Origin of the sequence: Sphingomonas sp. (genome assembly GCF_048595155.1) — a bacterium.
Taxonomy (GTDB): domain Bacteria; phylum Pseudomonadota; class Alphaproteobacteria; order Sphingomonadales; family Sphingomonadaceae; genus Sphingomonas_I.
Genome location: NZ_JBMDXN010000082.1, coordinates 1 through 21,689, shown reverse-complemented (window position 1 = coordinate 21,689; position 21,689 = coordinate 1). Strand labels below are relative to the sequence as shown.

The 21,689-nt window shown below is 63.9% G+C and carries 20 protein-coding genes; 14 read left to right on the top strand and 6 right to left on the bottom strand.

Annotation, left to right across the window (positions count from 1 at the left end):
- Positions 1 to 72 precede the first annotated feature (72 nt).
- From ACOJSI_RS13205 to ACOJSI_RS13190, 4 genes are read right to left on the bottom strand one after another with little or no spacing between them, the layout of a single operon-like run.
- Positions 73 to 735, bottom strand: coding sequence for an HAD-IA family hydrolase (locus ACOJSI_RS13205; RefSeq protein ID WP_420138757.1), 663 nt, complete (start codon positions 733 to 735; stop codon positions 73 to 75).
- 1 nt (position 736) lies between these two features.
- The gene (locus ACOJSI_RS13200) at positions 737 to 1,972 is read right to left on the bottom strand and encodes a hydrolase (protein WP_420138765.1); all 1,236 of its coding nucleotides are present in this window, start codon (positions 1,970 to 1,972) and stop codon (positions 737 to 739) included.
- A 23-nt stretch (positions 1,973 to 1,995) separates the two neighbouring features.
- Positions 1,996 to 2,970 (bottom strand): glucokinase, encoded by a 975-nt coding sequence (gene glk / locus ACOJSI_RS13195; RefSeq protein ID WP_420138756.1) that lies wholly within the window; start codon positions 2,968 to 2,970, stop codon positions 1,996 to 1,998.
- A 45-nt stretch (positions 2,971 to 3,015) separates the two neighbouring features.
- Positions 3,016 to 3,585 (bottom strand): transcriptional regulator, encoded by a 570-nt coding sequence (locus ACOJSI_RS13190; protein ID WP_420138755.1) that lies wholly within the window; start codon positions 3,583 to 3,585, stop codon positions 3,016 to 3,018.
- A gap of 26 nt (positions 3,586 to 3,611) precedes the next feature.
- Between ACOJSI_RS13190 and ACOJSI_RS13185 the strand changes: the two genes are divergently transcribed.
- Positions 3,612 to 4,505: an oxygenase MpaB family protein gene (locus tag ACOJSI_RS13185; RefSeq protein WP_420138754.1), complete on the top strand. Its 894-nt coding sequence runs from the start codon at positions 3,612 to 3,614 to the stop codon at positions 4,503 to 4,505.
- Between the two features lie 22 nt (positions 4,506 to 4,527).
- On the opposite strand, the gene radA is transcribed toward ACOJSI_RS13185, so the two are convergent.
- Positions 4,528 to 5,901 carry a DNA repair protein RadA gene (gene radA / locus ACOJSI_RS13180; RefSeq protein WP_420138753.1) on the bottom strand — a complete coding sequence of 458 codons (1,374 nt, stop codon included), beginning with the start codon at positions 5,899 to 5,901 and terminating at the stop codon, positions 4,528 to 4,530.
- Between the two features lie 100 nt (positions 5,902 to 6,001).
- Here radA and ACOJSI_RS13175 point away from each other — a divergent pair, with 100 nt between their 5' ends.
- From ACOJSI_RS13175 to ACOJSI_RS13145, 7 genes are all read left to right on the top strand, one after another.
- Positions 6,002 to 6,364, top strand: coding sequence for a hypothetical protein (locus ACOJSI_RS13175; protein ID WP_420138752.1), 363 nt, complete (start codon positions 6,002 to 6,004; stop codon positions 6,362 to 6,364).
- Complete coding sequence (gene pyrF / locus ACOJSI_RS13170) at positions 6,364 to 7,038, top strand: orotidine-5'-phosphate decarboxylase (protein WP_420138751.1); 675 nt, start codon at positions 6,364 to 6,366, stop codon at positions 7,036 to 7,038. The genes ACOJSI_RS13175 and pyrF overlap by 1 nt, the downstream gene beginning before the upstream one ends.
- 92 nt (positions 7,039 to 7,130) lie before the next feature.
- Positions 7,131 to 9,347, top strand: coding sequence for a beta-glucosidase (locus tag ACOJSI_RS13165; RefSeq protein ID WP_420138750.1), 2,217 nt, complete (start codon positions 7,131 to 7,133; stop codon positions 9,345 to 9,347).
- 256 nt (positions 9,348 to 9,603) lie between these two features.
- Positions 9,604 to 10,332 carry a ParA family protein gene (locus ACOJSI_RS13160; RefSeq protein ID WP_420138749.1) on the top strand — a complete coding sequence of 243 codons (729 nt, stop codon included), beginning with the start codon at positions 9,604 to 9,606 and terminating at the stop codon, positions 10,330 to 10,332.
- The gene (locus ACOJSI_RS13155; protein ID WP_420138748.1) at positions 10,280 to 10,771 is read left to right on the top strand and encodes a reverse transcriptase-like protein; all 492 of its coding nucleotides are present in this window, start codon (positions 10,280 to 10,282) and stop codon (positions 10,769 to 10,771) included. Before ACOJSI_RS13160 ends, ACOJSI_RS13155 begins: the two co-directional genes overlap by 53 nt.
- Positions 10,772 to 10,937: 166 nt before the next feature.
- Entirely contained in the window at positions 10,938 to 12,236 is a 1,299-nt protein-coding gene (locus tag ACOJSI_RS13150) for a UDP-glucose dehydrogenase family protein (RefSeq protein WP_420138747.1), read from the top strand.
- A 122-nt stretch (positions 12,237 to 12,358) separates the two neighbouring features.
- Positions 12,359 to 13,654, top strand: coding sequence for an exopolysaccharide biosynthesis polyprenyl glycosylphosphotransferase (locus tag ACOJSI_RS13145; RefSeq protein ID WP_420138764.1), 1,296 nt, complete (start codon positions 12,359 to 12,361; stop codon positions 13,652 to 13,654).
- Positions 13,655 to 13,733: 79 nt separating this feature from the next.
- Here the strand turns inward: ACOJSI_RS13145 and ACOJSI_RS13140 are convergent, their stop codons facing one another.
- A complete protein-coding gene (locus ACOJSI_RS13140; protein ID WP_420138746.1) occupies positions 13,734 to 14,489 on the bottom strand; it encodes a polysaccharide biosynthesis/export family protein in 756 nt (251 codons plus the stop codon).
- On the opposite strand from ACOJSI_RS13140, the gene ACOJSI_RS13135 reads away from it, so the two are divergent.
- The 6 genes from ACOJSI_RS13135 to ACOJSI_RS13110 all read left to right on the top strand — a co-directional run.
- The gene (locus ACOJSI_RS13135) at positions 14,448 to 15,149 is read left to right on the top strand and encodes a metallophosphoesterase (protein ID WP_420138745.1); all 702 of its coding nucleotides are present in this window, start codon (positions 14,448 to 14,450) and stop codon (positions 15,147 to 15,149) included. The two genes, ACOJSI_RS13140 and ACOJSI_RS13135, sit on opposite strands and share 42 nt — an antisense overlap.
- Before the next feature lie 137 nt (positions 15,150 to 15,286).
- On the top strand, positions 15,287 to 15,982 hold the full coding sequence (locus ACOJSI_RS13130; RefSeq protein WP_420138744.1) for a hypothetical protein: 696 nt from the start codon (positions 15,287 to 15,289) through the stop codon (positions 15,980 to 15,982).
- A gap of 70 nt (positions 15,983 to 16,052) precedes the next feature.
- Positions 16,053 to 17,378, top strand: coding sequence for an outer membrane beta-barrel protein (locus ACOJSI_RS13125; RefSeq protein ID WP_420138743.1), 1,326 nt, complete (start codon positions 16,053 to 16,055; stop codon positions 17,376 to 17,378).
- Positions 17,379 to 17,392: 14 nt separating this feature from the next.
- The gene (locus tag ACOJSI_RS13120) at positions 17,393 to 19,639 is read left to right on the top strand and encodes a GumC family protein (RefSeq protein ID WP_420138742.1); all 2,247 of its coding nucleotides are present in this window, start codon (positions 17,393 to 17,395) and stop codon (positions 19,637 to 19,639) included.
- The gene (locus tag ACOJSI_RS13115) at positions 19,623 to 20,327 is read left to right on the top strand and encodes a hypothetical protein (protein ID WP_420138741.1); all 705 of its coding nucleotides are present in this window, start codon (positions 19,623 to 19,625) and stop codon (positions 20,325 to 20,327) included. The genes ACOJSI_RS13120 and ACOJSI_RS13115 overlap by 17 nt, the downstream gene beginning before the upstream one ends.
- Positions 20,324 to 21,689, top strand: a 1,366-nt coding sequence (locus ACOJSI_RS13110) for an O-antigen ligase family protein (protein WP_420138740.1), incomplete at its 3' end; no start/stop codon positions are given. The genes ACOJSI_RS13115 and ACOJSI_RS13110, both read left to right, overlap by 4 nt.

Genomic DNA, 21,689 nt, shown 5'->3' with positions numbered 1-21,689 from the left:
GCGGCCCGGTTCTTCGGGTGAAGAAAGACAGGGGGGCGCCAAGCTCAGCCACGGCTATGGCGCGCATCGGCTTTACCCCCTGACGGCCAACTGCAACTGCCCCTCCGGCGTGAGCAGCACTTCCAGATCGTCATAGCCGCCGATCACGGGATGCACCGTTTCCATCGGGCTGGCATGGGTGGCGCCGATCACCACCACCTGCATCCCCGCAGCTTCAGCGGCCGCGATTCCGGCGGCGGCATCCTCCCATACGAGACACTGTGCAGGCGAGACGCCGAGGCGCTCGGCCGCGAGCAGGAAGCAATCGGGCGCGGGCTTGCCGCGCGCGACATCATCGGCAGTTACCAGAAGCGGCGGGTCGATAAGGCCTGCCGCCGCGATGCGCCGTTCCGCCAGGGTCCGCGGTGCCGAGGTGACGAGCGCCCAGCGATCCCGCGGCAATGCTCGCAGGAACATGTCCGCGCCGGATATGGCGACGACGTCGTCCAGATCCTCCATCTCCGCCTGGGTGAGCGCGGCATATTCCGTTTCGACGTCGAGGTGGGGCGCCCAGCGGTGGATCGTCTCGACCGCCCGCATGCCGTGCATGGTCGGCTGGATCTGCGCGAAATCGAGCCCGTGGCGCTCTGCCCAATTCTTCCAGCAGCGATTGGCCGAGGCGATGCTGTCGAGCAGCGTCCCGTCCATGTCGAACAGGAAGGCCGCGAAGCTGCGGTCCGTCGGGATCGTCGTCATGTCAGCCTTTCAAAGCGTGGCGAAGCGCCGGCCCGTCAATCGAACCATCGGCCAGCTTGGCCAGCAGCAAGGCGGATAATTGGGCACGTTCGACGAAGCTTTCGCCCCAAGCAAATTCCCGCTCGCTATGAATATCGCCGCCCCGCACGCCCAACGTGTCGATGCCGGGTAGCCCTGCCGCAAACAGGTTATTGCCCTCGCACACACCTCCGGACGGCGCCCAGGCGATCGTCTGGCCGATCAGCGCGCCCGTCGCCCGGACCGCATCGAACAGCGCCTGCTGCGCGGGAACGAACGGCTTGGGCGGGCGGGTGATGCGGCCATGCAGATCCAAGGTGATCCCGTCCCCTTCGCCGTCCGTCATGGCTTCCCGAATGGCGGTTTCCAGCCAGGCTTCGGCGGCCGCGTCGGGCAGGCGGGCGTTGAAGCGCAGGACGGCAATGTCCGGCACCATGTTCAGCGGCGCACCACCGTCGATCCGTGCGACATTGACAGTGACGCCTTCGCGCTGGCCGTTAAGCGCGTCGAGCGCCTGGGCGATGCGGGCCGCGGCCAGGATGGCGTTACGGCCGCTCGCAAAGTCGCGCCCGGCATGCGCTGCGCGCCCGGTAATGCGCAGGTGAAAATTGCCCGAACCTTTACGGGCGGAGACAAGCGTTCCGTCCGCAAGTGCGGGCTCATAGGTCATGCCGACATGGGCCGCCGCGCCAAGCTCCGCCAGCAGATGGGCGGATGCGAGCGAGCCCGTTTCCTCGTCCGGCGACAGCAGAACTGTGTAGCCGAGCGCGTCGGCGGCGGGATGCGCTTCGAATGCTGCCAGGGCGGCCAGCATCACGCTGATGCCGCCTTTCATGTCCGCGATACCCGGACCGTGCAGCGCTCCGTCCTCACGCGTGGTGACGCTGCGGAACCTCGTCTCGGCAGGATAGACGGTGTCGTAATGGCCGGTCAGAGCGATTTGCACCGGCGCCTGTGGTCTGACGCGCAGGCGCAGCGCATCGGCGGAAGGCACAGTCTGCACCGTGCCGTCGGAGGCAACCGCCTGCGTCGGGGCAAGGCGGATGCGATCCACATCGCCCAGTCGCGCCATGGTCGTGACCAGCGGTGTGGCCATCTCGGTCAGGCCGTCCAAATTGTGGCTGCCGCTGTTGATCGCGCACCATTCGATCGCACGCGTGACGATGAAGTCCCCCTGCTGCGCCACCCTTTCCAGCATGGCGCGATCAGGCGGCGTCAGCGCCGGCGAGGGCGAGGCATCAGTCAGGCGTGATGCTCTTGCGCGAATGCGGCGGCGGCGCCGTACAGGCCTGGCTGGGGATGGGTGATGAGCTTGACCGGTATATCGGACATCATCCGCTCGAACCGGCCCTTGGCGACGAAGCGTTGCGCGAAACCGGAGCGGGGCAGGTGATCCGCTAACCGCAGGCCAAGGCCGCCGGCGATGACCACACCGGTTGCGCCCTGCGCCAGCGCGATATCGCCTGCGACAGCCCCCAATGACAGGCAGAAACGGTCGAGCGCGGCGGCGGCGAGGCTATCGCTCCCCTCCAGTGCGGCAGTCCATAAGGTCTTGTCGTCGCTGGGCGCGACGGAGCGGCCTTCCAGCGTCGATAGTGCGCCATAAATGTTGGTAAGGCCCGGGCCGGAAACGACCCGCTCGGCCGAGACACGGCGATAGCGACTGCGCAGTGTCTTGACGATTGCGTCCTCGATCGGGTCGAGCGCGGCATAATCGATATGGCCGCCCTCGGTTTCTCCGACATGGTAGGTGCCATCCTGGCAGAGGACATACGCGACGCCGAGCCCGGTGCCGGGCCCGACGACGCTGATGACTCCCTTGGACGGAAGATTGTGCTGCGGGCCGCAGAGATGGCGCAGATGCTGCGGGTCGCAGCGGGCGACCGCATGCGCCACCGCACCGAAATCGTTCACCACCGTATAGCGGTCCATGTTGAGCTTTTCCGGGATCAGCGCGGGCCGGATGATCCAGGGATTGTTGGTGAGCTTCAGCACCTCACCATGGACCGGCCCGGCGAACGCAATGGCGGCGTTGCGGGGCAGCGGCTCCTGCTGCTCGTCGGCAAACGCCTCCAGCGCCAGTTGCAGACTGGCATGCTCCGCCGTCTTGAAGGTCGATTCGGGGCTGAGGCTGACGACGCGACCGTCCTCAACCTCGGCCAGGGCGAAACGCGCGTGCGTACCGCCGATGTCAATCGTTACCAGCTTCGTCGCCAATGTTCGTCTTCCCGTGCGGCTCTGTGGTCGGGCCCTCCGTCGCCCCTACGAAGGCGGGGCGGAATAGGAAAGGACCAATTGCTCCGCGGCACGACGCACGCTTAACCAGCGATCGCGCTCGTCCATCGCATCCGCCAGGGCGCGATGGCGGGGCGGCCGGTTTTGCCCGGGATCACGTGCAGCTTCGACCAGTGCGGTGACGATCGCATCTTCGCGATCCGGTGGAACATGGCCCTGGACGATGGCGCGCGCGGTGTCGCGCCGAACCTCCAGCGTCGCGCGCAGGCGCAGCGCATGGCGCGGCAGGCCCGAGGCGCGGAGGAGCGTGCTGAGCCATTTCCCATCCCACGACGGCGCGCTTGCCGAGAGGTCGTGGCCGGACAGGCGCTCGACCATCCGGCGCGCGACCGCATCATGCGGCGTGCCGTCGCGCAGTAGGGTGTCGCGCGGGATATGATGGATCGCCTCGGCGCGGGGATCCCAATCGCCCCAACCTGGGGCAGGACGGATGAGATAGGTTTCGTTCTGCCCATCCTCGAAGATCCATGCCACCTCGATCGGATAGGATGGTTTGGCGAGCGAGGACGCTTCGAAATCCAGGAAGACCAACATCATCCTGCAACGCGCCGTGTGGAGAGGCGATGCATCGTCCGTTGGTTCGGCGCGTTCGGCCCCATATGCTGGACGTGCGGACCCTTCTCGAACGACAGATCCATGATCTGGTCGGCCATGGTACGGGCGATATCGATCTCATGCATGGCGATTGCGGGCTGTTCGGCCCCCAGTCGGCGTCGTGGAAAGTCCATGCCGACTTCACCACCATGATGATCGGCGGCATCGCCGCGTTGCTCATGCAGATGCTCCATCCCGGCGCGCTCGCCGGCGTATGGGATCATTCCAACTTCCGCCATGACATGCTGGGACGGCTGCGCCGGACCGCGCAATTCGTGGCCGCGACGACCTATGGCTCAACCGAGGAGGCGGAACGGCTGATCACGCGTGTGCAGACCATTCATGATCGCGTTTCCGGCGTGCTCCCGGACGGGACGCCATACTCCGCCAACGATCCAGATCTCCTGACCTGGGTCCATGCGGCCGAAGTCGCCTGCTTCCTGGAAGCCTATATACGCTATCGCGATCCGGACTTTCCGATTGCCGAGCAGGATCGTTACCTGGCGGAAACCGCGATCGTCGCGCGGCGCCTCGGCGCGGAAGGGGTGCCGGCGACGCGGGCAGCGCTCGACCACTATCTGCGCGATATTCGCCCACAGCTGCGCAGCGACGCGCGCACGCGCGAAGTGTCGGGTGCCCTGCTCAAGCAATCCGCCCCGAATGCCGCCTTGGTGCCGGTGGGAACGCTGATGATGCAGGCCGGGATCAATCTCTTGCCGGGTTGGGCTGCGCGCATGCATGGTCTGCGCACCGTGCCTGCGCCTGCGATCCGCGCCGGGGTTCATGGCGTCGGCACGCTGATCCGCTGGGCGTTGCGCGATACGTCCGCCAAGCAGGCGCAACGGCGCGTCGCGCTCGGCTAGCTCCTAAGACTCGGGCCTGTCGTCAGCGGCCCAGAAGATTGTCCACCAGCGCCCCCAAGGTCGCGAAACCGCTGGTGGCGATGCCCTGGGTGGTTTCGCGCATCGATCCGGGCAACAGCGCGCGGCCGAATCCCAACTTCGTGGATTCCTTCATGCGCAGCGCACCATGCGCAACGCCGCGCACTTCGCCGGACAGCGAAACCTCGCCAAAGGCGACCGTATCCGCCGCGATGGGCCGTTCCGCCAGTGCCGAGACCAATGCCGCCGCGACCGCCAGATCCGCGCCCGGATCCGCGATCCGATAGCCGCCCGAGACGTTCAGATAGACTTCGCAGGTCGAGAAGCTGAGGCCACAGCGCGCTTCCAGCACCGCGAGGATCATGGCGAGGCGGCCACTATCCCAGCCGACGACCGCGCGGCGCGGGGTGGCGCCGCTGGCGAGGCGGACGACCAGCGCCTGGATCTCGACCAGCACCGGCCGCGTGCCTTCCATCGCGGGGAAGACGATCGCGCCGCTGATCGCCTCGCCGCGCTCGGTGAGGAACAGGGCGGAGGGATTGGTGACTTCATCCAGGCCGAGCTGGCCCATCGCGAACACGCCGATTTCGTCCGTGCCGCCGAAGCGGTTCTTCACGGCGCGCAGGATGCGATATTGATGGCTGCGCTCGCCTTCGAAGCTGAGCACCGTATCGACCATATGTTCCAGCACGCGCGGGCCCGCGATCGAGCCGTCCTTGGTGACATGGCCGACCAGGACGAGGGCGCTCCCGCGCTCCTTGGCATAGCGGATCAGCTCCTGTGCGGACGCACGGACCTGGCTGACCGTGCCGGGCGCGCCCTCGATCAGATCGGAGTGCATCGTCTGGATCGAATCGATGATCAGCAGGGCGGGCGGGGCGCCGCTGTCCAGCGTCGTCAAAATGTCTCGCACCGAGGTTGCGGTGGCGAGCTGCACCGGCGCGTTGCCCAACCCCATCCGTCGCGCCCGCAGCCGAACCTGATCGGCCGCCTCCTCGCCAGAGATGTAGGTAACGCGCGCGCCGGACGTCGCCAGCCTTGCCGCTGCCTGCAACAGCAGGGTCGATTTACCAATGCCGGGATCGCCGCCGATCAGCGTGGCCGATCCCGCGACCAGACCTCCGCCCAATGCGCGATCGAGTTCGCCAATGCCGGTGACCAGCCGCGGCGGCAGCGCGACGTCGGTGTCCAGCCCGCTGACGAGGATGGTGCGGCCGCCCGAACGCAGATCATGCTTGGCGGCGAACGGCGTCACCACCCCGCTGCCGGTTTCCTCCACCAGCGTATTCCACTCGCCGCAATCGACGCATTGGCCCTGCCACTTGCTGGAGACGCTGCCGCATAGCTGGCAGGTATATCGGCGTTGAGGCTTTGCCATCGTGGTCCCGTCGATCGAACGAAGCAAGAACATAGCGGTGCCAGGACGTGCTGGCAATGTGACACTGGCCATGCCGTCGTTTCGGTCCTAATCTCGAGCCATGGCCTTTCTGCGCACCCTCTTCTGGATCGTCGTCACGGTGATCGTGGTGGTGTTCTCAATCCGGAATTGGTCCGCGGTGACGATCAGTCTGTTCGGCGATCTGCAGGCCGACGTGAAGCTGCCGGTGCTGCTGCTGATCATGTTCCTGATCGGCTTTGTGCCGCCTTATGCATGGCATCGCGCCTTTCGCTGGCGGCATGCGCGCAAGCTGGCGCTGGTCGATCGCGTGGCGGCGCCTACGGTCGTTCCCGCAGCGTCTGCTGCATCCCCAGCGCCTATGCCGGTGCCGCCACAGCCCGCTTATCTTCAGGAGGCTCCGGCATCCCCGCCGCAGACGCCGGATCCGTTCAAGGCAGATTGATGTTCAGCCGTATCTACGTGGCGATCGACACGCCCGATCTCGCCCAGGCCGTCCGTTTGGCGAACAAGGTGAAGGGGCATGTTGGTGGCCTGAAGCTGGGCCTGGAATTTTTCTCGGCCCATGGCCAGCATGGGGTGCGGGAGCTTGCGGCGCTGGGACTGCCGATCTTCCTCGACCTGAAACTGCATGACATCCCCAATACCGTGGCCAGCGCCATCCAGGCCCTGCATGGGGTTGCGCCGTCCATATTGACGATCCACGCCGCGGGCGGCCGCGCGATGATGGAGGATGCCAAGGCAGCCGCCCCGCCTTCAACCAAGGTGGTCGCAGTGACCGTGCTCACCAGCCTGGATGCGGACGATCTCGGATCGATCGGCGTCGGCGGCGACGAACATCAGCAGGTCGAGCGGCTGACGGCGCTGGCGCATGAATCCGGTCTCGACGGGGTCGTGTGTTCCGGCTTCGAGGTCGCGGCCGCGCGCAAATTGTGGCGCGATGGCTTCTTCGTCGTTCCGGGCGTGCGCCCGGCGGGCGGCGCGAGCGGCGACCAGAAACGTGTCATGACGCCGCGTCAGGCGCTCGATAATGGCGCGTCGATCCTGGTGATCGGACGTCCCATCACGCGCGCCGAAGATCCGGACGCGGCTGCCCGCGCCATCGCCGCAACACTTTGAAGTTACGCCTGTCGGCTTACGCCCACAGCACGATTGCGCGCGCCCGAACCCCTTCTTAAAGAGATTTTAAATAATCGAGAGGGGCTTCGGGCATGAAGATTACGCGCATCCTGATCACGGCCGCGATGCTGGCTGCGGCGGCGCCGGTGGGAGCCGCCACGGCGCCGCTGGCCTGGCAGAATAAGGCGTTGTCGGCGGATGCGCGCGCCAACCTGCTCGTCAACGCCATGACGGTCGATGAGAAGCTGGTCCTGGTGACGAGCTATTACGGCACGCAGGTTGATCGTAATCAATATCGCCATCCCGACGCGCGTCGCCAATCGGCGGGCTTCGTGCCGGGCGTGCCTCGCCTGCATTTCACGCCGCAATGGCAGACCGACGCGGGCAGCGGTGTCGCCACCCAAGGGGTGGCCGTCGCCGATCTGCAGCGCACCGCGCTTCCCGCGGGCATCCTCACCGCCGCTACCTGGAATCCGGATCTTGCGGTGAAGGGCGGCGCCATGATCGGCGCGGAAGCCCGCGCATCCGGCTTCAATACGATGCTGGCCGGCGGCGTGAACCTGCTGCGCGAGCCCGGAAACGGCCGCAATTTCGAATATGGCGGCGAGGATCCGTTGCTGGCGGGGACGATGGTGGGCGCGATCGTGCGCGGTATCCAATCCAACCACATCATCACGACCGTCAAGCATTTCGCCTTTAACGATCAGGAGCGGCGGCGCACTACGGTCAACATCCTGGTGGACGAGCCGTCGGCGCGCATGTCCGATCTGCTCGCCTTCCAGATCGCGATCGAGCAGGGCAATCCCGGCGCGATCATGTGCAGCTACAATCTGGTCAATGGCGAGTGGGCCTGTCAGAATCCGTGGCTGCTCAACACGGTGCTGAAGGGCGACTGGGGATATCAGGGCTTCGTCATGTCCGATTGGGGCGCGATGCACGATACGGTCAAGGATGCGCTGGGCGGGCTCGATCAAGAAGCGGGCGTGCAGGAGCCCAAGGATTATGTCTATCGCGACAAGCTGAAGGCGGCGATCGCGGACGGACGCGTGCCGATGTCGGTGCTCGACGACAAGGTGCGGCGCATCGCTCGCGCCCTCATCGCCAGCGGCGCCGCCGACAATCCCCCGACCGCCGATCAGCCGATCGATTTCGCGGCGCACGAAGCGATCAGTCAGGCCGATGCCGAAGAAGGTATCGTGCTCCTGAAGAATGAGGGGCAAATATTGCCGCTCGCAGCGTCAGCACAACGGATCGCGATCATCGGCGGCCATGCCGACGTCGGCGTGCTGACAGGTGGCGGCTCGGCACAGGTCTATCCCCGCGGCGGATCGGCGGTGCAGGGGGAGGGTCCGAAGACCTGGCCGGGCCCGATCGTCTATGCCCCGTCTTCGCCGCTCAAGGCGCTGCAGGCGGAACGCCCGGCGGCAAAGATTGCCTGGGCGGACGGCAGCAATGTGTCGGCGGCCGAGACCGCGGCACGTGACGCCGACGTTGCCATCGTCTTCGTCACGCAATGGACAGCGGAATCGCTCGATTTCCCGCTGACGCTGCCGGACAATCAGGATGCGCTGGTGGACGCGGTTGCCCGCGCCAACCCCAACACGATCGTGGTGCTGCAGACGGGGGGACCCGTGCTGATGCCCTGGATCGATCGGGTCAAAGGCGCGCTGGAGGCCTGGTATCCCGGCAGCAAGGGCGGCGAAGCCATTGCGCGCATCCTCACCGGCAAAGTGAATCCCTCCGGCCATCTGCCGGCGACCTTCGGCCGTGCCGCCGCTGATTGGCCGCGGGCGGAGATAGACGGATTGAACCGGGGCGAGAAAGAGGTCTTCGACGTTCGCTTCACCGAGGGGGCTGCGGTCGGCTACAAATGGTTCGACAAGAACGGCACGCGCCCGCTCTTCCCGTTTGGACATGGCCTGTCTTATACCAGCTTTACCCAGGGCGGTCTGAAAGCGGGCGTCAAAGGCGGCACGATATCGGCCAGCTTCAGCGTGCGAAATGACGGACAGGCGGCCGGAAAATCGGTCGCCCAGATCTATGTGGCACCCGTGAATGGCGGCTGGGAAGCGCCCAAGCGGTTGGGCGGCTTTGCCAAACTGGCCTTGGCGCCCGGCCAAATCAAACAGGCATCGGTCATGGTCGACCCGCGCCTGCTGGGCATGTGGGACAGCGCAAAGCCTGGCTGGACGGTGGCCGCGGGCCAATATCGGGTGACCTTGGCGACTTCGGCGGTTGATCCCGGCACCAGTGTGATCGTCACACTGCCGGCGTCGCATTGGCCGGCCGGCCACGGCGTTGCGCAATAAGCAACCGCCAAGCAAAGGATGCTGCGCCGCGTGGCAAAAGGGCTGGCGGCCTAGGGCCTCGCTGGATCGGCCATCTTCATCAGGGCCGCACTGGCAACTGATCACGCCTGAACGATCGGCCGGCGGCGGCGCTACGGCGCGCCGCTCTTGCCGTGCACCATAGTCGCGGCAATGCAGGAATTCCTTGCCAAAGGAGGGCGTCCGAGCATTTCTGACGGCGGACGGCAACAGGACCTGCGATGATGAGGCGCGTGTGATGGCCCGGATAGCGGTTTACAGCTCCAAGGGCGGGGTGGGGAAAACGACCATCGCCGTCAATCTCGCCTGGGCGGCGGCGACGCTTTCGAGCCGCCGAACCTTGCTGTGGGATCTGGACGCGCAAGGGGCCGCCAGCTTCATCCTCCGCCCGAACCGTTCCGGCGGCGACGAGGCACGCGCCGTGATCGAGCGGGATCTTGCGCCGCGCAAGCTGATCGTTCCAACGCCTGTTCCGAACCTCGATCTGCTGCCCGCCGACGCCTCGCTACGCACGCTCGATCTGCTGTTTGCCGAGATCGACAGCAAGAAGCGGCTGCTGCGCATTTCCGAGGCGCTCGACAAAAACTATGATCGGATCATCATCGATTGCCCGCCAGGATTGGGCGTGACCGCCGATCAGATCATCCGCGGAGCCTCCCTCATCGTTTTGCCGGTGATCCCGTCGACCTTGTCCAGCCGGGCGGCCGGCGAGCTTATCGAGCACCTGGGGGGACGCAAGGGCGCGCCGCCGGTCGTGCCGGTCTTCAACCTGGTCGACCGCCGACGCCTGGCGCATCGCACCGCTTTGGCGGCCGCGCCCGACCAGCATGTGCTGCCGATGGCGAGCATGGTCGAACAGATGGCGGACCGTCATGCGCCGGTGGGCACCTATGCCGGGCGGTCGCCGGTGACCGGTGTTATCTCGGCGCTGTGGCGGGATATCGAACGCCGCGTGGCGGCGGATTGAGCCGCGGACCAGAGCAAGCGCAGTGGCTGCACGGAAGCTGTTCTTCGACGGGGGATGCCGCCCCAACCCAGGGCCGATCGACGTCGCGGTAGTGGCCAGAGGCCAGACCTATCTTAAGAGGGGGATTGCCGTTGGCACGAACGATGATGCCGAATGGCAGGCGCTGCTTTACGCCTTGGACGTTGCGCGCGATCTCGGCATAGCGGACCCGCTTTTCGTGGGAGATTCCACCCTTGTCGTGCAACAGGCCAGCGGCGCGTGGCCCGCTCGTTCGGCGAACCTTCAGGCGCATTTGGCCACCTTCGGACGCAGGGCTGAAGCTTTCGATCGGATAAGCCTGCGACATGTTCGCCGCAGTCACAATCTTGCCGGAATAGCGCTTGAGAGAGCCCGCGCAGGATTGGGATTTGGCGGCATGATATCAGCTTCGCCGGAATGACGGATCGCTGCCATTACTGCGCGCCGGTAAGATCAGCCAAAGAACATGCAGACGAAAGATCATATAAATGCTGCAGTGCAAAAATGCGGGTTAACTTCATCCCTGCTTTGTGGTCAAAGGCCCAAGGCATGTTCCCTTCGATCCAAGTAACGAGGCGATAGACTCTATGCGTATTGCAATGATCGGCACCGGCTATGTCGGCTTGGTGTCCGGCGCATGCCTGTCTGATTTTGGTCATACCGTCACCTGCGTTGACAAGGCGGAGGAGAAGATTGCCGCGCTGAAGCGTGGCGTCATGCCGATCTTCGAACCGGGCCTTGCCGATCTGGTCGAGAGCAACGTCCGGGCGGGACGGCTGACGTTCACGACCGATCTGGCCGCGGGGGTGGAAGATGCCGACGCCGTGTTCATCGCGGTGGGCACCCCTTCGCGGCGCGGCGACGGTCATGCCGATTTGAGCTATGTCTTCGCGGCCGCCAAGGAAATTGCCGAGCATATCACCAAACCGTGCGTGATCGTCACGAAGTCGACCGTTCCTGTCGGCACGGGAGACGAGGTAGAGCGGATCGTGCGGGAAGTCGGGGCGACGGCATGGGTGGTCTCCAATCCGGAATTTCTGCGCGAAGGTGCCGCGATCGAAGATTTCAAGCGTCCCGATCGCATCGTTGTTGGTACCGAGGATGAGGAAGCGGTGGCGGTCATGCGTGAGGTCTACCGGCCTTTGTCGCTGAACCAGGCGCCTTTGATGTTCACCGGGCGCCGGACGGCGGAAATCATCAAATATGCGGCCAATGCTTTCCTGGCGACCAAGATCACGTTCATCAACGAGATTGCCGATCTGTGCGAGGCCGTGGGCGGAGACGTGAAGGACGTCTCGCGCGGGATCGGGTTGGACAATCGCATCGGTTCCAAGTTCCTGCATGCCGGGCCGGGCTATGGCGGGTCCTGCTTCCCCAAGGATACGCTGGCACTGCTGAAGACGGCGCAGGACAACGATGTTCCGCTACGGGTCGTCGAGTCCGTCGTCCAGGTCAACGAAGCGCGCAAACGCGCGATGGGGCGCAAGGTGATCAAGGCGCTGGGGGGCGACGCGCGTGGCAAGGTGGTCGGGATCCTGGGTCTCACCTTCAAGCCGAATACGGACGACATGCGGGATGCGCCGTCATTGGCGTTGATCCAGGCTCTGCAGGATGCGGGAGCGATCGTGAAGGCGTATGACCCGGAGGGTTTGGAACAGGCGCGTCCCCTGCTGTCCAATGTCGAGTTCGGGACGGAGCCCTATCAGGTCGCAGAAGGCGCTGACGCGTTGGTGATCGTGACAGAATGGGATGCGTTCAGGGCACTGGATCTGAAGCGTATCGCGTCTGTGTTGAAGACGCCGATCCTGGTTGACCTGCGCAACATCTATCCGCCCGAGCAGGTTGAACGGGCAGGTCTGTCATATTGGAGTATAGGTCGACGCTAGGTCAGACGGACCGCTGGGGAATAGAGGGGGTCGTGGGGGATAACGTAACATCGGGTTTCACAAATTTGCGGGCCCGTGCCCGGCAGTCGCGCAAGGCCGTTCTGCGATGGCGCTTGTTCGAGATGCTGGCGCTGGGAGATATCGTCGCTGTGCTGGGGGGCATGGCGGCGGCATCGCAATTCCGAACGCATGAAGCTTGGTCCGAGCAGACGGTGAAAGTTTTGCTTGTGCTGCTTCCCTTCTTCCTGGGGCTTTCTCTCAATAATCATGCCTATGGCGTGACCGTGCTGCGCGATTGGCGGATCGGAGTTCGTCGCTCGCTTTACGCTCTGATTATGACCGGTTTTATCGTTGTTGGCATCGGGTTCGCCCTCAAGGTGAGCTCGGAATATTCGCGATTGGCGATCATCGTCGGCTTCTTTATTTCCGCTGCCCTGCTGATCCTGTTCCGGTATCTCGTGAAGCAGGCCGTGACATGGCTGATGGCGGACAACCTGCATGAAGAGGTCGTTCTGTGCGATGGCGTTGCCACCGTGGCCTTGCCGGATGCGAAGATCATCCATGCCGAAACCTACGGCCTGCGGCCTATCCTCACCTCGGCCCAGATGCTCGACCGGATCGGCAAGGCGCTGCGCAATGCGGATCGGGTGATCGTCATATGTGAGCCGGAAAGGCGCCAGGCCTGGACACGCGCGCTTAAAGGCTTGGGCGTCAATATCGAAGTGCTCATTCCCGAAGTCGAACAACTGGGCCTGCTGGCGACGTCCAGCTATGGCAACCAGCTGACGGCGCTGGTCGCGCGTGGACCACTCGGCACGCGCGATGAAATTGTGAAGCGTGCCTTCGATCTGTCGGTTCTATTCCTCATCTTGCCGCCCTTCTTATTGATCACGCTGTTGGTGGCGGTCGCGATCAAACTGGACGATGGCGGCCCGATCTTCTTCGTCCAGAACCGTATCGGGTTGGGCAATCGCCAGTTCCGAATGTACAAATTCCGCAGCATGCGCGTTGCGCAGAATGATGCGGAGGGACATCGGTCGACCAGTCGGACCGACGATCGCATAACCCGGGTGGGGCGTCTGCTGCGCAAGACAAGCGCCGATGAATTACCGCAGCTCTTCAACGTGTTGAAGGGAGACATGAGTATTGTGGGGCCGCGTCCGCATGCGATCGGGTCTACCGCAGGCGACGCATTATTCTGGGAGGTCGATGAGCGTTATTGGCTGCGTCACGCCGCCAAACCCGGCTTGACTGGCCTTGCCCAGGTCCGCGGCTTTCGCGGCGCCACATCCACTGCGGCGGATCTCACCAATCGCATCCAGGCCGATCTCGAATATCTGACCGGATGGACCCTGAAGCGCGACGTGCGCATTCTGATCGCCACGCTGAAGGTCATATTGCACCCCAACGCCTTCTGACGCGCTCAGGGCGAAACATTAACGAGGCACGCGTCGCTTGTTCCGCGACGGTGCCCCTTAACGCGCTGAAGTTCAGAGATCAGAAGACCCGTTCCGGTACCCTAATGATATCACCAGGCATGATGATGTCGTTGGGCGCAACCCGCTGTTCCTTCTTTTCGGGATCGCTGGAGCGGATCACCATCGCTCGGTCCTTCTTGCCACGATAGGTATAGCCGCCCGCCAGCGCGATCGCGTTCAGGACGGTCATGCCGCTGACATAAGGATATTTGCCCGGCTCCTTTACCTCGCCAAGAACGTAGAAGGGTCGATAGTTCAGAACTTCGATCGCGACCGACGGATTTTGAAGATACCCTTCTTTCAGCTTGCTGACGATGATCGCCGTGACCTCAGGAATGGTCTTGCCCTGCACCTTGATCGATCCGATCAATTGCAACGCCAGCGTGCCGGAGCCGTCGACTTCATATTCGCCCGAAAGCGTCTCTTCGTTGAAAACCGTTATCCGGACCTTGTCGCCCGAACCCAGGCGATAGGCCGCAGAATCACCGGCCGTCGCCAAGTCGGTTGCCGCGGTGGCAACCGCTGCCTTTTCGGCCGAAGGGGCGGCGTTTTGTGCAAGAGCAGGCGACATGGTGCCGGACAGAAGCGCAAGCAGGCCGAGAACCGCTTTAATCCCCATAATCAACTGATCCCATTTTTGCACAATTTTGCCCCGGCGTTCATAAGCGCGGACACTGCCATGCCAAAACGCTTTTTCTTTCGCCGTCCGCCGGCGCCAATAGCCGATCACCGCTTGCCCGATGGTGAACGTATCTATGCGATAGGCGATGTCCATGGCCATCTCGCCAGCCTCGACAAGGTCGAAGCGAAGATCCTGGCAGATCTCGGCGCGCGCCCCGCCCCGACGCGAACAAGCGTCATTTTCCTCGGCGACTATATCGATCGCGGCGCAAGTTCGCGTGAGGTTATCCAGCGGCTTTGTTCGCGGAGCTTTGCGGGGCTTCCGGCACGCTTTCTGATCGGCAATCACGAAGATGCTATGCTACATTTTCTTTCCAGTCCTCGCGACGGAGCGGATTGGCTGAGTTTCGGTGGGACGGCAACGCTGGCGAGCTACGGCATCTTCACAGGCGCAGCGCTCACTACGAGCAAGTTGCCCGAGATAGCCCGAAAGCTGCAGCAAGCCCTTCCTGCAGAGCATATGGAGTTCCTGCGAAGTCTCGAATTGTTCATCGAGGCAGAAGGATTTCTGTTTGTTCATGCCGGGATAAGACCAGCCGTGCCACTGGCGAAGCAAACCCGCCGCGATCTGTTGACGATACGCGAGCCTTTTCTATCGCACTGCGGCGAAACGCAGTGGCGAGTCGTTCACGGTCACACGATTGTAGCCGAACCGATTATTTCCCAGAACAGGGTGTCGCTTGATATAGGGGCCTATGCTACGGGTAACCTTGCCTGCGCAGCGATCGAGGGAGGCGAGGTGCTGATCTTGTGATCGCACTGCAACATAAGTGCACGAATCGTGTCGGATTTAGACTAAAGCCATTTACTCCTCCCCCGTTTCTGGTACCGGGAGGGGGCGGTAGAGCGATTGCGCTACTGGCGGAACGCAACAGGGGATAGAGGTTGATCATGACCATTGGCAAGATTGGTGCCGCGCCTCTGCGGCGGGCCGCTTTGCTCGGGGCGCTACTGTCAGCATCGGTGGCCGGTGTGGCATTGGCGCAGGATCAGGCTTCTGCGCCGGCCGGTGTCGCCGTTGCTGCCGATACCGTCACCCAGCTCCAGGCGGCGACGACGCCGGAGCAGGTCAATGACATCATTGCCGTTGCCAGCATCAACGCGACGCCCGATCAGATCGCGGCGTTGGTATCTGCTGCTGTTGCGGCTCATCCGAATTTCGCAACCTCGATCGTGTCGGCTGCTGCGGCTGCGCATCCTGAGGCGGTAAACCAGATTGCGGCTGCGGCCGTATCGGCTCTGCCGGCGGACCAGCAGGCGAATGCCGCGGCTGCCATTGTTGCTGCGGCTTCGGGTGGCGCCGGCGTGCCCGCGACTTCGGTGGCGAATGCGGTCTCTGCGACCAATGGCAATGTCGGGCCGGCGGATGCTTTGGCTAGTGCGGCGCTCAACGCCGGGCCGTTGCAGCTTGCTGGCCTTCCGCCGGTCGGCGTTGCGAATCGCGATACTGTTGTGTCCTTCACGCCCACGGCGGGTGAGCAGGCGGCGATCCCGGTACCGGATACGGCTACGACGCCACCGGATACGACTGCGGCAGAGCCGCCGGCGACGGATCCTTCCAAGGGCAATAGCGGCAGCCCGACCTGATTTGATGGCGGGCCGTCTTGGGGGCGGCCATGCACTGCATCATTGTTCATATTGCTAACGGGGGGAAGCTATGCGCTTCACAGCCTATCTCGCGGCTTCGACCGCGCTCGTCCTTGCTACGTCTGCCTATGCGCAGACAACGAGCACCATTCCGCCACGGGTGAATAACAGCGTTGCCAGTCAAAGCGCCTTGCCTGATCGCACGACCAGCCAGGTTGTCGCAGACGATGATGCCGCGCGTCTGGCGCTGCAGCCTGTTGGCGCACGCTTTGGATCGTTCACGCTCTTTCCGAAGCTGGAAACGCAGCTGACGTACAATGACAATATCTACGCCTTGCAGAACAAGACGGACGATTTCATTGCCCGTATAAGCCCATCGGCCGAGCTGCGTGGCGACTTCGGCACCTTTACGACCGCGCTGCGGGGCGTGCTTGACCGTTACCAATATTTCGATCGCACGACCGAGAATCGGACCGATTGGAGCATCGGCGGCAATGCTCAGGCTGAGGCAAGCCGCGGTATCTTCATCTACGGTGCCGGCGGTTACAGCAAGGCGCACGAAGATCGCGGTGATCCTAACGCCCTCTACACCGATCGTACGCCGACCAAATATAATTTGACCGAGGGCGGCTTCGGCTTGTCGTCGGATTTGCAGCGCGTGTCTTACGGCATTGACGCATCGTATCGTGAATATGATTTCGCCAATAATCAGCAGATTGGCGGCGCGCTCGTCAATAACAAGGACCGCGATCGCAAGCAGTACCGTGTTGCGGGTCGTCTGGGTTTCGAGCTTTCGCCCGGCTATCGGATCTTGGCACGCGGTAGTTATCAGAAGATTGATTATGATCTGAACTTCGACGACGCGGGCTTCAACCGTGACTCGAAGGAGGTCCGCGGCACGTTGGGTGTCCAGTTCGAACTGACCCGCCTGCTTCAGGGCGAGGTGTTCGGCGGCTATCTCAATCGCACGTACACCGATCCGCGCTTCGCTGACATTTCCGCGCCGGTTTTTGGTGCGAACTTGACCTGGTTCCCGACGCCGCTTGCCACGGTGCGTTTCAATATTGACCGCACTGTCCAGGAAACCGTCGTCGCCAATGCGCGTGGCTTTCTGTCGACCGCCGGAACGATCACGCTGGATTATGAAGTGCTGCGCACGCTCATCCTGACCGGGGTGGTGCGTTATAGCCACGACGACTACCGCGGCAGCCGCCTCGTGACCACGACCCGCAATGACGATTATTACGGCGGGACGATCGGTGCACGCTACCTGTTCAACCGTAACTTCTACGGCGGGTTGAGCTACGATTGGACCAAGCGGACTTCGAGCTTCTCGGGCCCCGGCCTCGAATTTAACCGGAATCGCATCACTGCCACGCTGGGGCTGCAGCTCTAAGAAAGTTTCGTACCATGTATATGCCGTCACTGGCCGGGGCGACCGGCGGGGTTGAGCGTGAGCCCGCAAGCGGCATGTTCGGAGGCGAGGGGGCCGGAATCGATCTGAGCGGTCTGCTTCTGTTTGCGAAGCGGCGCTGGAAGATCATCCTCGGCACGGCGGTGATCGTCGCCGTGCTGACGGCCCTTGCACTTTTGCAGGTCAAGCCGCGTTATTCCGCCACCGCTTCGGTCGCGGTGCAGACGCAGAAGACCCAGGTGGTGAATATTCAGGACGTCATGTCGGGGCTCGCCCCCGATCAGGCGACCATGGAGACCCAGGCCTCGATCCTCCGCTCGCGCCGATTGGCTGGCCTTGTCGCGGACAAGCTGCACCTGGATCAGGTGCCGGAGTTCAATCCGGCGATGCGGAAGGGGGACGGTTTCTCTATCTTGCGCCCCTCTACTTGGTTCGGCTCGAGCGACGCGGCGCCAAAGAAGCAACCGACGGCGCTTGAGGCGTCACGCGAGCGGGCAAGTTTGGTTGCACGGGTAGCGGATGCCATCACGGTCGCGGCGGTGCCCCGGTCCTATGTGCTGACGGTTACGGCAACCTCGGAGTCGCCGCAACTGGCGGCGGAGATCGCCAACAGCCTGGCCGATATTTACATTACCGACGGCATCGCAGCCAAATATGATGCCACGAAGAAGGCCTCGGCCTATCTTTCGCAGCGCGTAGATGAGCTGCGTGCCCAGGCGGTTGCGACCGATCGTGCGGCCGAAGGCTATCGCGCGCGGGCGGGGCTGGTCGGCTCGGATCAGGGATCGACGGTCGCCAGTCAGCAAATGTCGCAGCTCAATTCACAGCTCATTATGGCGCGGGCCGAGCGTGCTGCGAAGGAAGCGCAGCTGCAGCAGCTCCGCCGGTTGCGCGCAGGTGGCGGCGACGGTGGCGTCGAAGCCTCCGGTGCCATCTTGCAGTCGCCGGTCATTCAGCAACTCCGCAGCCAGGAAGGCGAAGTCGTCCGCAAGATCGGCGAACTGCGGTCGACCTACGGTGAGCGTCACCCGAAGATCATCAACGCGGAAGCGGAACTTCGCGATCTGCGCGCCAAGATCAGCGATGAGGTCGGGAAGGTTGCGGCGTCCACCGCCAATGATGTTGCCATCGAGCGCGCTCGCGAGGCGACGCTGTCCGCAAGCTTGGGGCAGGTGGAGAATGCGGTCAGTGCCGGCGGATCGGCTGGCGTTCGGTTGCGCGAACTGCAGCGCGAGTCCGATGCCAATAAGTCGATCTATGAGGTTTTCCTCAATCGCCTGAAGGAAACCAACCAGCAGGTCGATTTGCAGCAGGCGGATGCCCGCGTTGTCTCTGGCGCGGACATCCCGCTGGGCCCCTCCTTCCCGAAGGTCCGTCAAACGCTCGCGGTCGCGATCCTGTTGGGTTTGCTCGGCGGCTGCGCATTAGCGTTCGCGCTTGAGCGCCTGGACAACACCGTTCGCAGCGCGACCTTGCTCGAAAATCTGGGCGGTGGCGCCACGCTCGCCTTCCTGCCGACCGTGAAGACCGATCTGGAACGGCCGGAAGACGTCGTTCTGGAACGCCCGGCTTCGATGGTGCCAGAGGCATTGCGGACGCTGCGGAGCTCCCTGGCCCTGGCCGACGTCGACAATCCTCCGCAGATGGTGATGCTGTCCTCCTCCGTTCCTGGCGAGGGCAAGACCTTCACCAGCGTCGGTCTGGCCCGCGTTTCGGCTCAGGCCGGGGCGAGAACCATTTTGATGGATTGCGACACCCGCCACCCGCGCGTGCACAAGGCTCTGGGCTTCGACAATGAGGTCGGGCTGGTCCAAGTTCTGAGTGGGACGGCCGCGCTGGAAGATGCGCTGCAGGTGGACAGCGCCACCGGCCTGCATGTCTTGTCCGCGGGCAAGGGCGCCGTAAATCCGGCGGATATGCTGCGCTCCGATCAGATGATGCGGCTGTTGCAGCGGTTGCGCGATGAGTATCAGTTCATCGTTATCGACTCGCCGCCTTTCGCGCCGCTGACGGACAGCCAGATCCTGGCGAAGGTCGTCGACAAGCTGATTCTCGTCGTCCGCTGGGGGGAAACTCCGCTGCCGGTCGTGCAATCGACGATCAAGCAGATGCGCCGCGTTGGCGCTCCGCTGGCCGGATCCGTGCTGAGCCAGGTGAACGTGCTTCGCCATGCCAAATATGGCTTTGGCGACTATGGCTATCATTATTCCAAATACAGCGAATATTATGGCACGGCGAGCTAGCCTCGCCGCCATTCTCATCTCTGCTCCGTTGGTGGGGCTGCTTGCCTGGCTCAGCGTTAGCTCCACAATCGCCTTCGTCACGGCGCTGCCCGCCGGCGCCGATGCGTCGTCGGCTCTGCCATCACCGGCCGTTTCGCCGGAGCGCGCGCAAGCGGCGGCAGCGGCCAATGCCCAGGCGGCCAGATGGTTCGACAATTCCCGCTATAACCTCCGCGCTGCGCGTACCGTGCTGCTGCTTCCGGGGCCAAATCGTCGACGCGAACGCGCACAGGTTGAGGCGCTCGTCCGCGCGTCGCTCTCGGCCGCGCCCATGTCCCCTTATGGTTGGACCTTGCTGGCCTTTCTGCGCTTGGAGCGGGGGGATCAGCGCGGCGCCGCGCGGGCTTGGGAAATGTCGGTCCTCGTCGGCCGCTATGTTCCTAATGTGATGCAGGCGCGGTTGCTGTTGGGCATGCGGATCTTGCGGACCAATCCTGATATGGCGGCGTCCGTGACCGATCAGGTGCGGGTGCTTGCGCAAGGCGATCCGTCATCGCTGGCGGCGGCGGCACGGCACGGCGGCATCGAAGCGCCGGTGCGCGCGATTCTGGCCGGCAGTGAGGAAGCCGCGGATTTCGAGCGCGCGACACGCGCCATGGTCGCGGCGGCCGGTTCACGCTTGAAACAGCGGGCGGAGGCACAGCCTTGATCAAGCTGATCTGGCGTGCGCTTCTCACCTTGCTCTTGGTGGTGCCGATCCCGTTAGGAAGCTTCCGCACCGGCGTGTGGAGCATCGAAGGCGTGGTCGTCGCGCTTATCGCGCTCGGCTGGATGGCGGCTGTGGCGATGGGGCGCATGCGGCTTTTCTGGCGGGGATGGTTCTGGCCGCCGGCCTTGCTGTTCGGCGCCGTCCTCCTCTGGATCCTCGTGCAGATATTCTGGCCCGCGCCGGCATCGCTCGCCCACCCGATCTGGGATCTGGCCTCGGCCGAACTGGGAACGGGCGTGCACCGCCGCATCAGCGCGGATCCGCAGGCGGGCCTAGTGGCGTTGCTGCGCCTCCTCTCGGCCACGATGATCTTCTGGCTGGTCCTGCAATTCGCCCGCGCGCGCGAACGGGCGATCGAGCTGGTCCATGGCTTTGCCTGCGCGGCGGCGCTGATCGCCCTGTACGGCCTCGTCAATTACATATCCGGCAATCACTATCTGCTCGTCTATGAGCGCTGGGCCTATCTCGGCGACGTCACCGGCACCTTCGTCAATCGCAACACCTATGCCACCTTCGCCGGCATCGGCCTGCTCGCCCTGGTGACCTTGTTCATCGACGCCTATCGCCGCGCCTATCGGGAAAGCGATCCGACCCTGAGCTGGATCGGCCGGCGCCAGGCCGCGATTGCGGGCTGGCCCGCCGTCTATCTGGTCGGTGCGCTGATCGATGCCATGGCGCTGCTGCAGAGCCATTCCCGCATGGGCTTCCTCGCCTCGCTCGCCGGCTTCCTCACGCTGCTGCTGTTGCTGAGCCTGTCACGGCAGCTGCGCGGGCGCGGCGCGATCGTCACCATCGTCATCCTCGTCGCCGGCGCCTTTTATGCGAGCGGCGCGGCCACCTACGATCGCATCGCCGATGGGGGCTTGAGCGGCCGACCGGAGCTGATCGCCCTCACGCGCAGCGCCATCGCCACCGCGCCGCTGATCGGAAGCGGCTATGGCAGCTTCGAAACCGTCTTCCCGATGTATCGCGATACCAGCCTGCCGGGGCCGATGAATTACGAGATGGCGCATAGCACCTATCTCGAACTTGCGATGGAGATCGGCATCCCCGCCGCGGCGGCGATGGTCCTGGCCTTGCTGTGGTTCGCGCTCATCGCACTGTCGGGCGTGGTTCGGCGGGAGCGCGATCGCTCTTTACCCGCGCTCGCGGTGGCGGCAGGCGTGCTGGTCGCGGTGCATTCGGCCCTGGATTTCAGTCTTCAGATCCCCGGCGTGCAATATATCTTCGCGGCTTTGCTGGGGCTGGGGGTGGCGCAGGCCTTTCCGATGGGCGAACCGCACCTGCGGCGTCAGCCGGCGG

Coding starts and splice junctions, on each gene's coding strand:
- ACOJSI_RS13205 (WP_420138757.1), bottom strand. CDS start 735: ATGACGACGATCCCGACGGACCGCAGCTTCGCGGCCTTCCTGTTCGAC.
- ACOJSI_RS13190 (WP_420138755.1), bottom strand. CDS start 3,585: ATGATGTTGGTCTTCCTGGATTTCGAAGCGTCCTCGCTCGCCAAACCA.
- ACOJSI_RS13185 (WP_420138754.1), top strand. CDS start 3,612: ATGCATCGTCCGTTGGTTCGGCGCGTTCGGCCCCATATGCTGGACGTG.
- radA (WP_420138753.1), bottom strand. CDS start 5,901: ATGGCAAAGCCTCAACGCCGATATACCTGCCAGCTATGCGGCAGCGTC.
- ACOJSI_RS13175 (WP_420138752.1), top strand. CDS start 6,002: ATGGCCTTTCTGCGCACCCTCTTCTGGATCGTCGTCACGGTGATCGTG.
- pyrF (WP_420138751.1), top strand. CDS start 6,364: ATGTTCAGCCGTATCTACGTGGCGATCGACACGCCCGATCTCGCCCAG.
- ACOJSI_RS13165 (WP_420138750.1), top strand. CDS start 7,131: ATGAAGATTACGCGCATCCTGATCACGGCCGCGATGCTGGCTGCGGCG.
- ACOJSI_RS13160 (WP_420138749.1), top strand. CDS start 9,604: ATGGCCCGGATAGCGGTTTACAGCTCCAAGGGCGGGGTGGGGAAAACG.
- ACOJSI_RS13150 (WP_420138747.1), top strand. CDS start 10,938: ATGCGTATTGCAATGATCGGCACCGGCTATGTCGGCTTGGTGTCCGGC.
- ACOJSI_RS13145 (WP_420138764.1), top strand. CDS start 12,359: ATGCTGGCGCTGGGAGATATCGTCGCTGTGCTGGGGGGCATGGCGGCG.
- ACOJSI_RS13140 (WP_420138746.1), bottom strand. CDS start 14,489: ATGGACATCGCCTATCGCATAGATACGTTCACCATCGGGCAAGCGGTG.
- ACOJSI_RS13130 (WP_420138744.1), top strand. CDS start 15,287: ATGACCATTGGCAAGATTGGTGCCGCGCCTCTGCGGCGGGCCGCTTTG.
- ACOJSI_RS13125 (WP_420138743.1), top strand. CDS start 16,053: ATGCGCTTCACAGCCTATCTCGCGGCTTCGACCGCGCTCGTCCTTGCT.
- ACOJSI_RS13120 (WP_420138742.1), top strand. CDS start 17,393: ATGTATATGCCGTCACTGGCCGGGGCGACCGGCGGGGTTGAGCGTGAG.
- ACOJSI_RS13115 (WP_420138741.1), top strand. CDS start 19,623: ATGGCACGGCGAGCTAGCCTCGCCGCCATTCTCATCTCTGCTCCGTTG.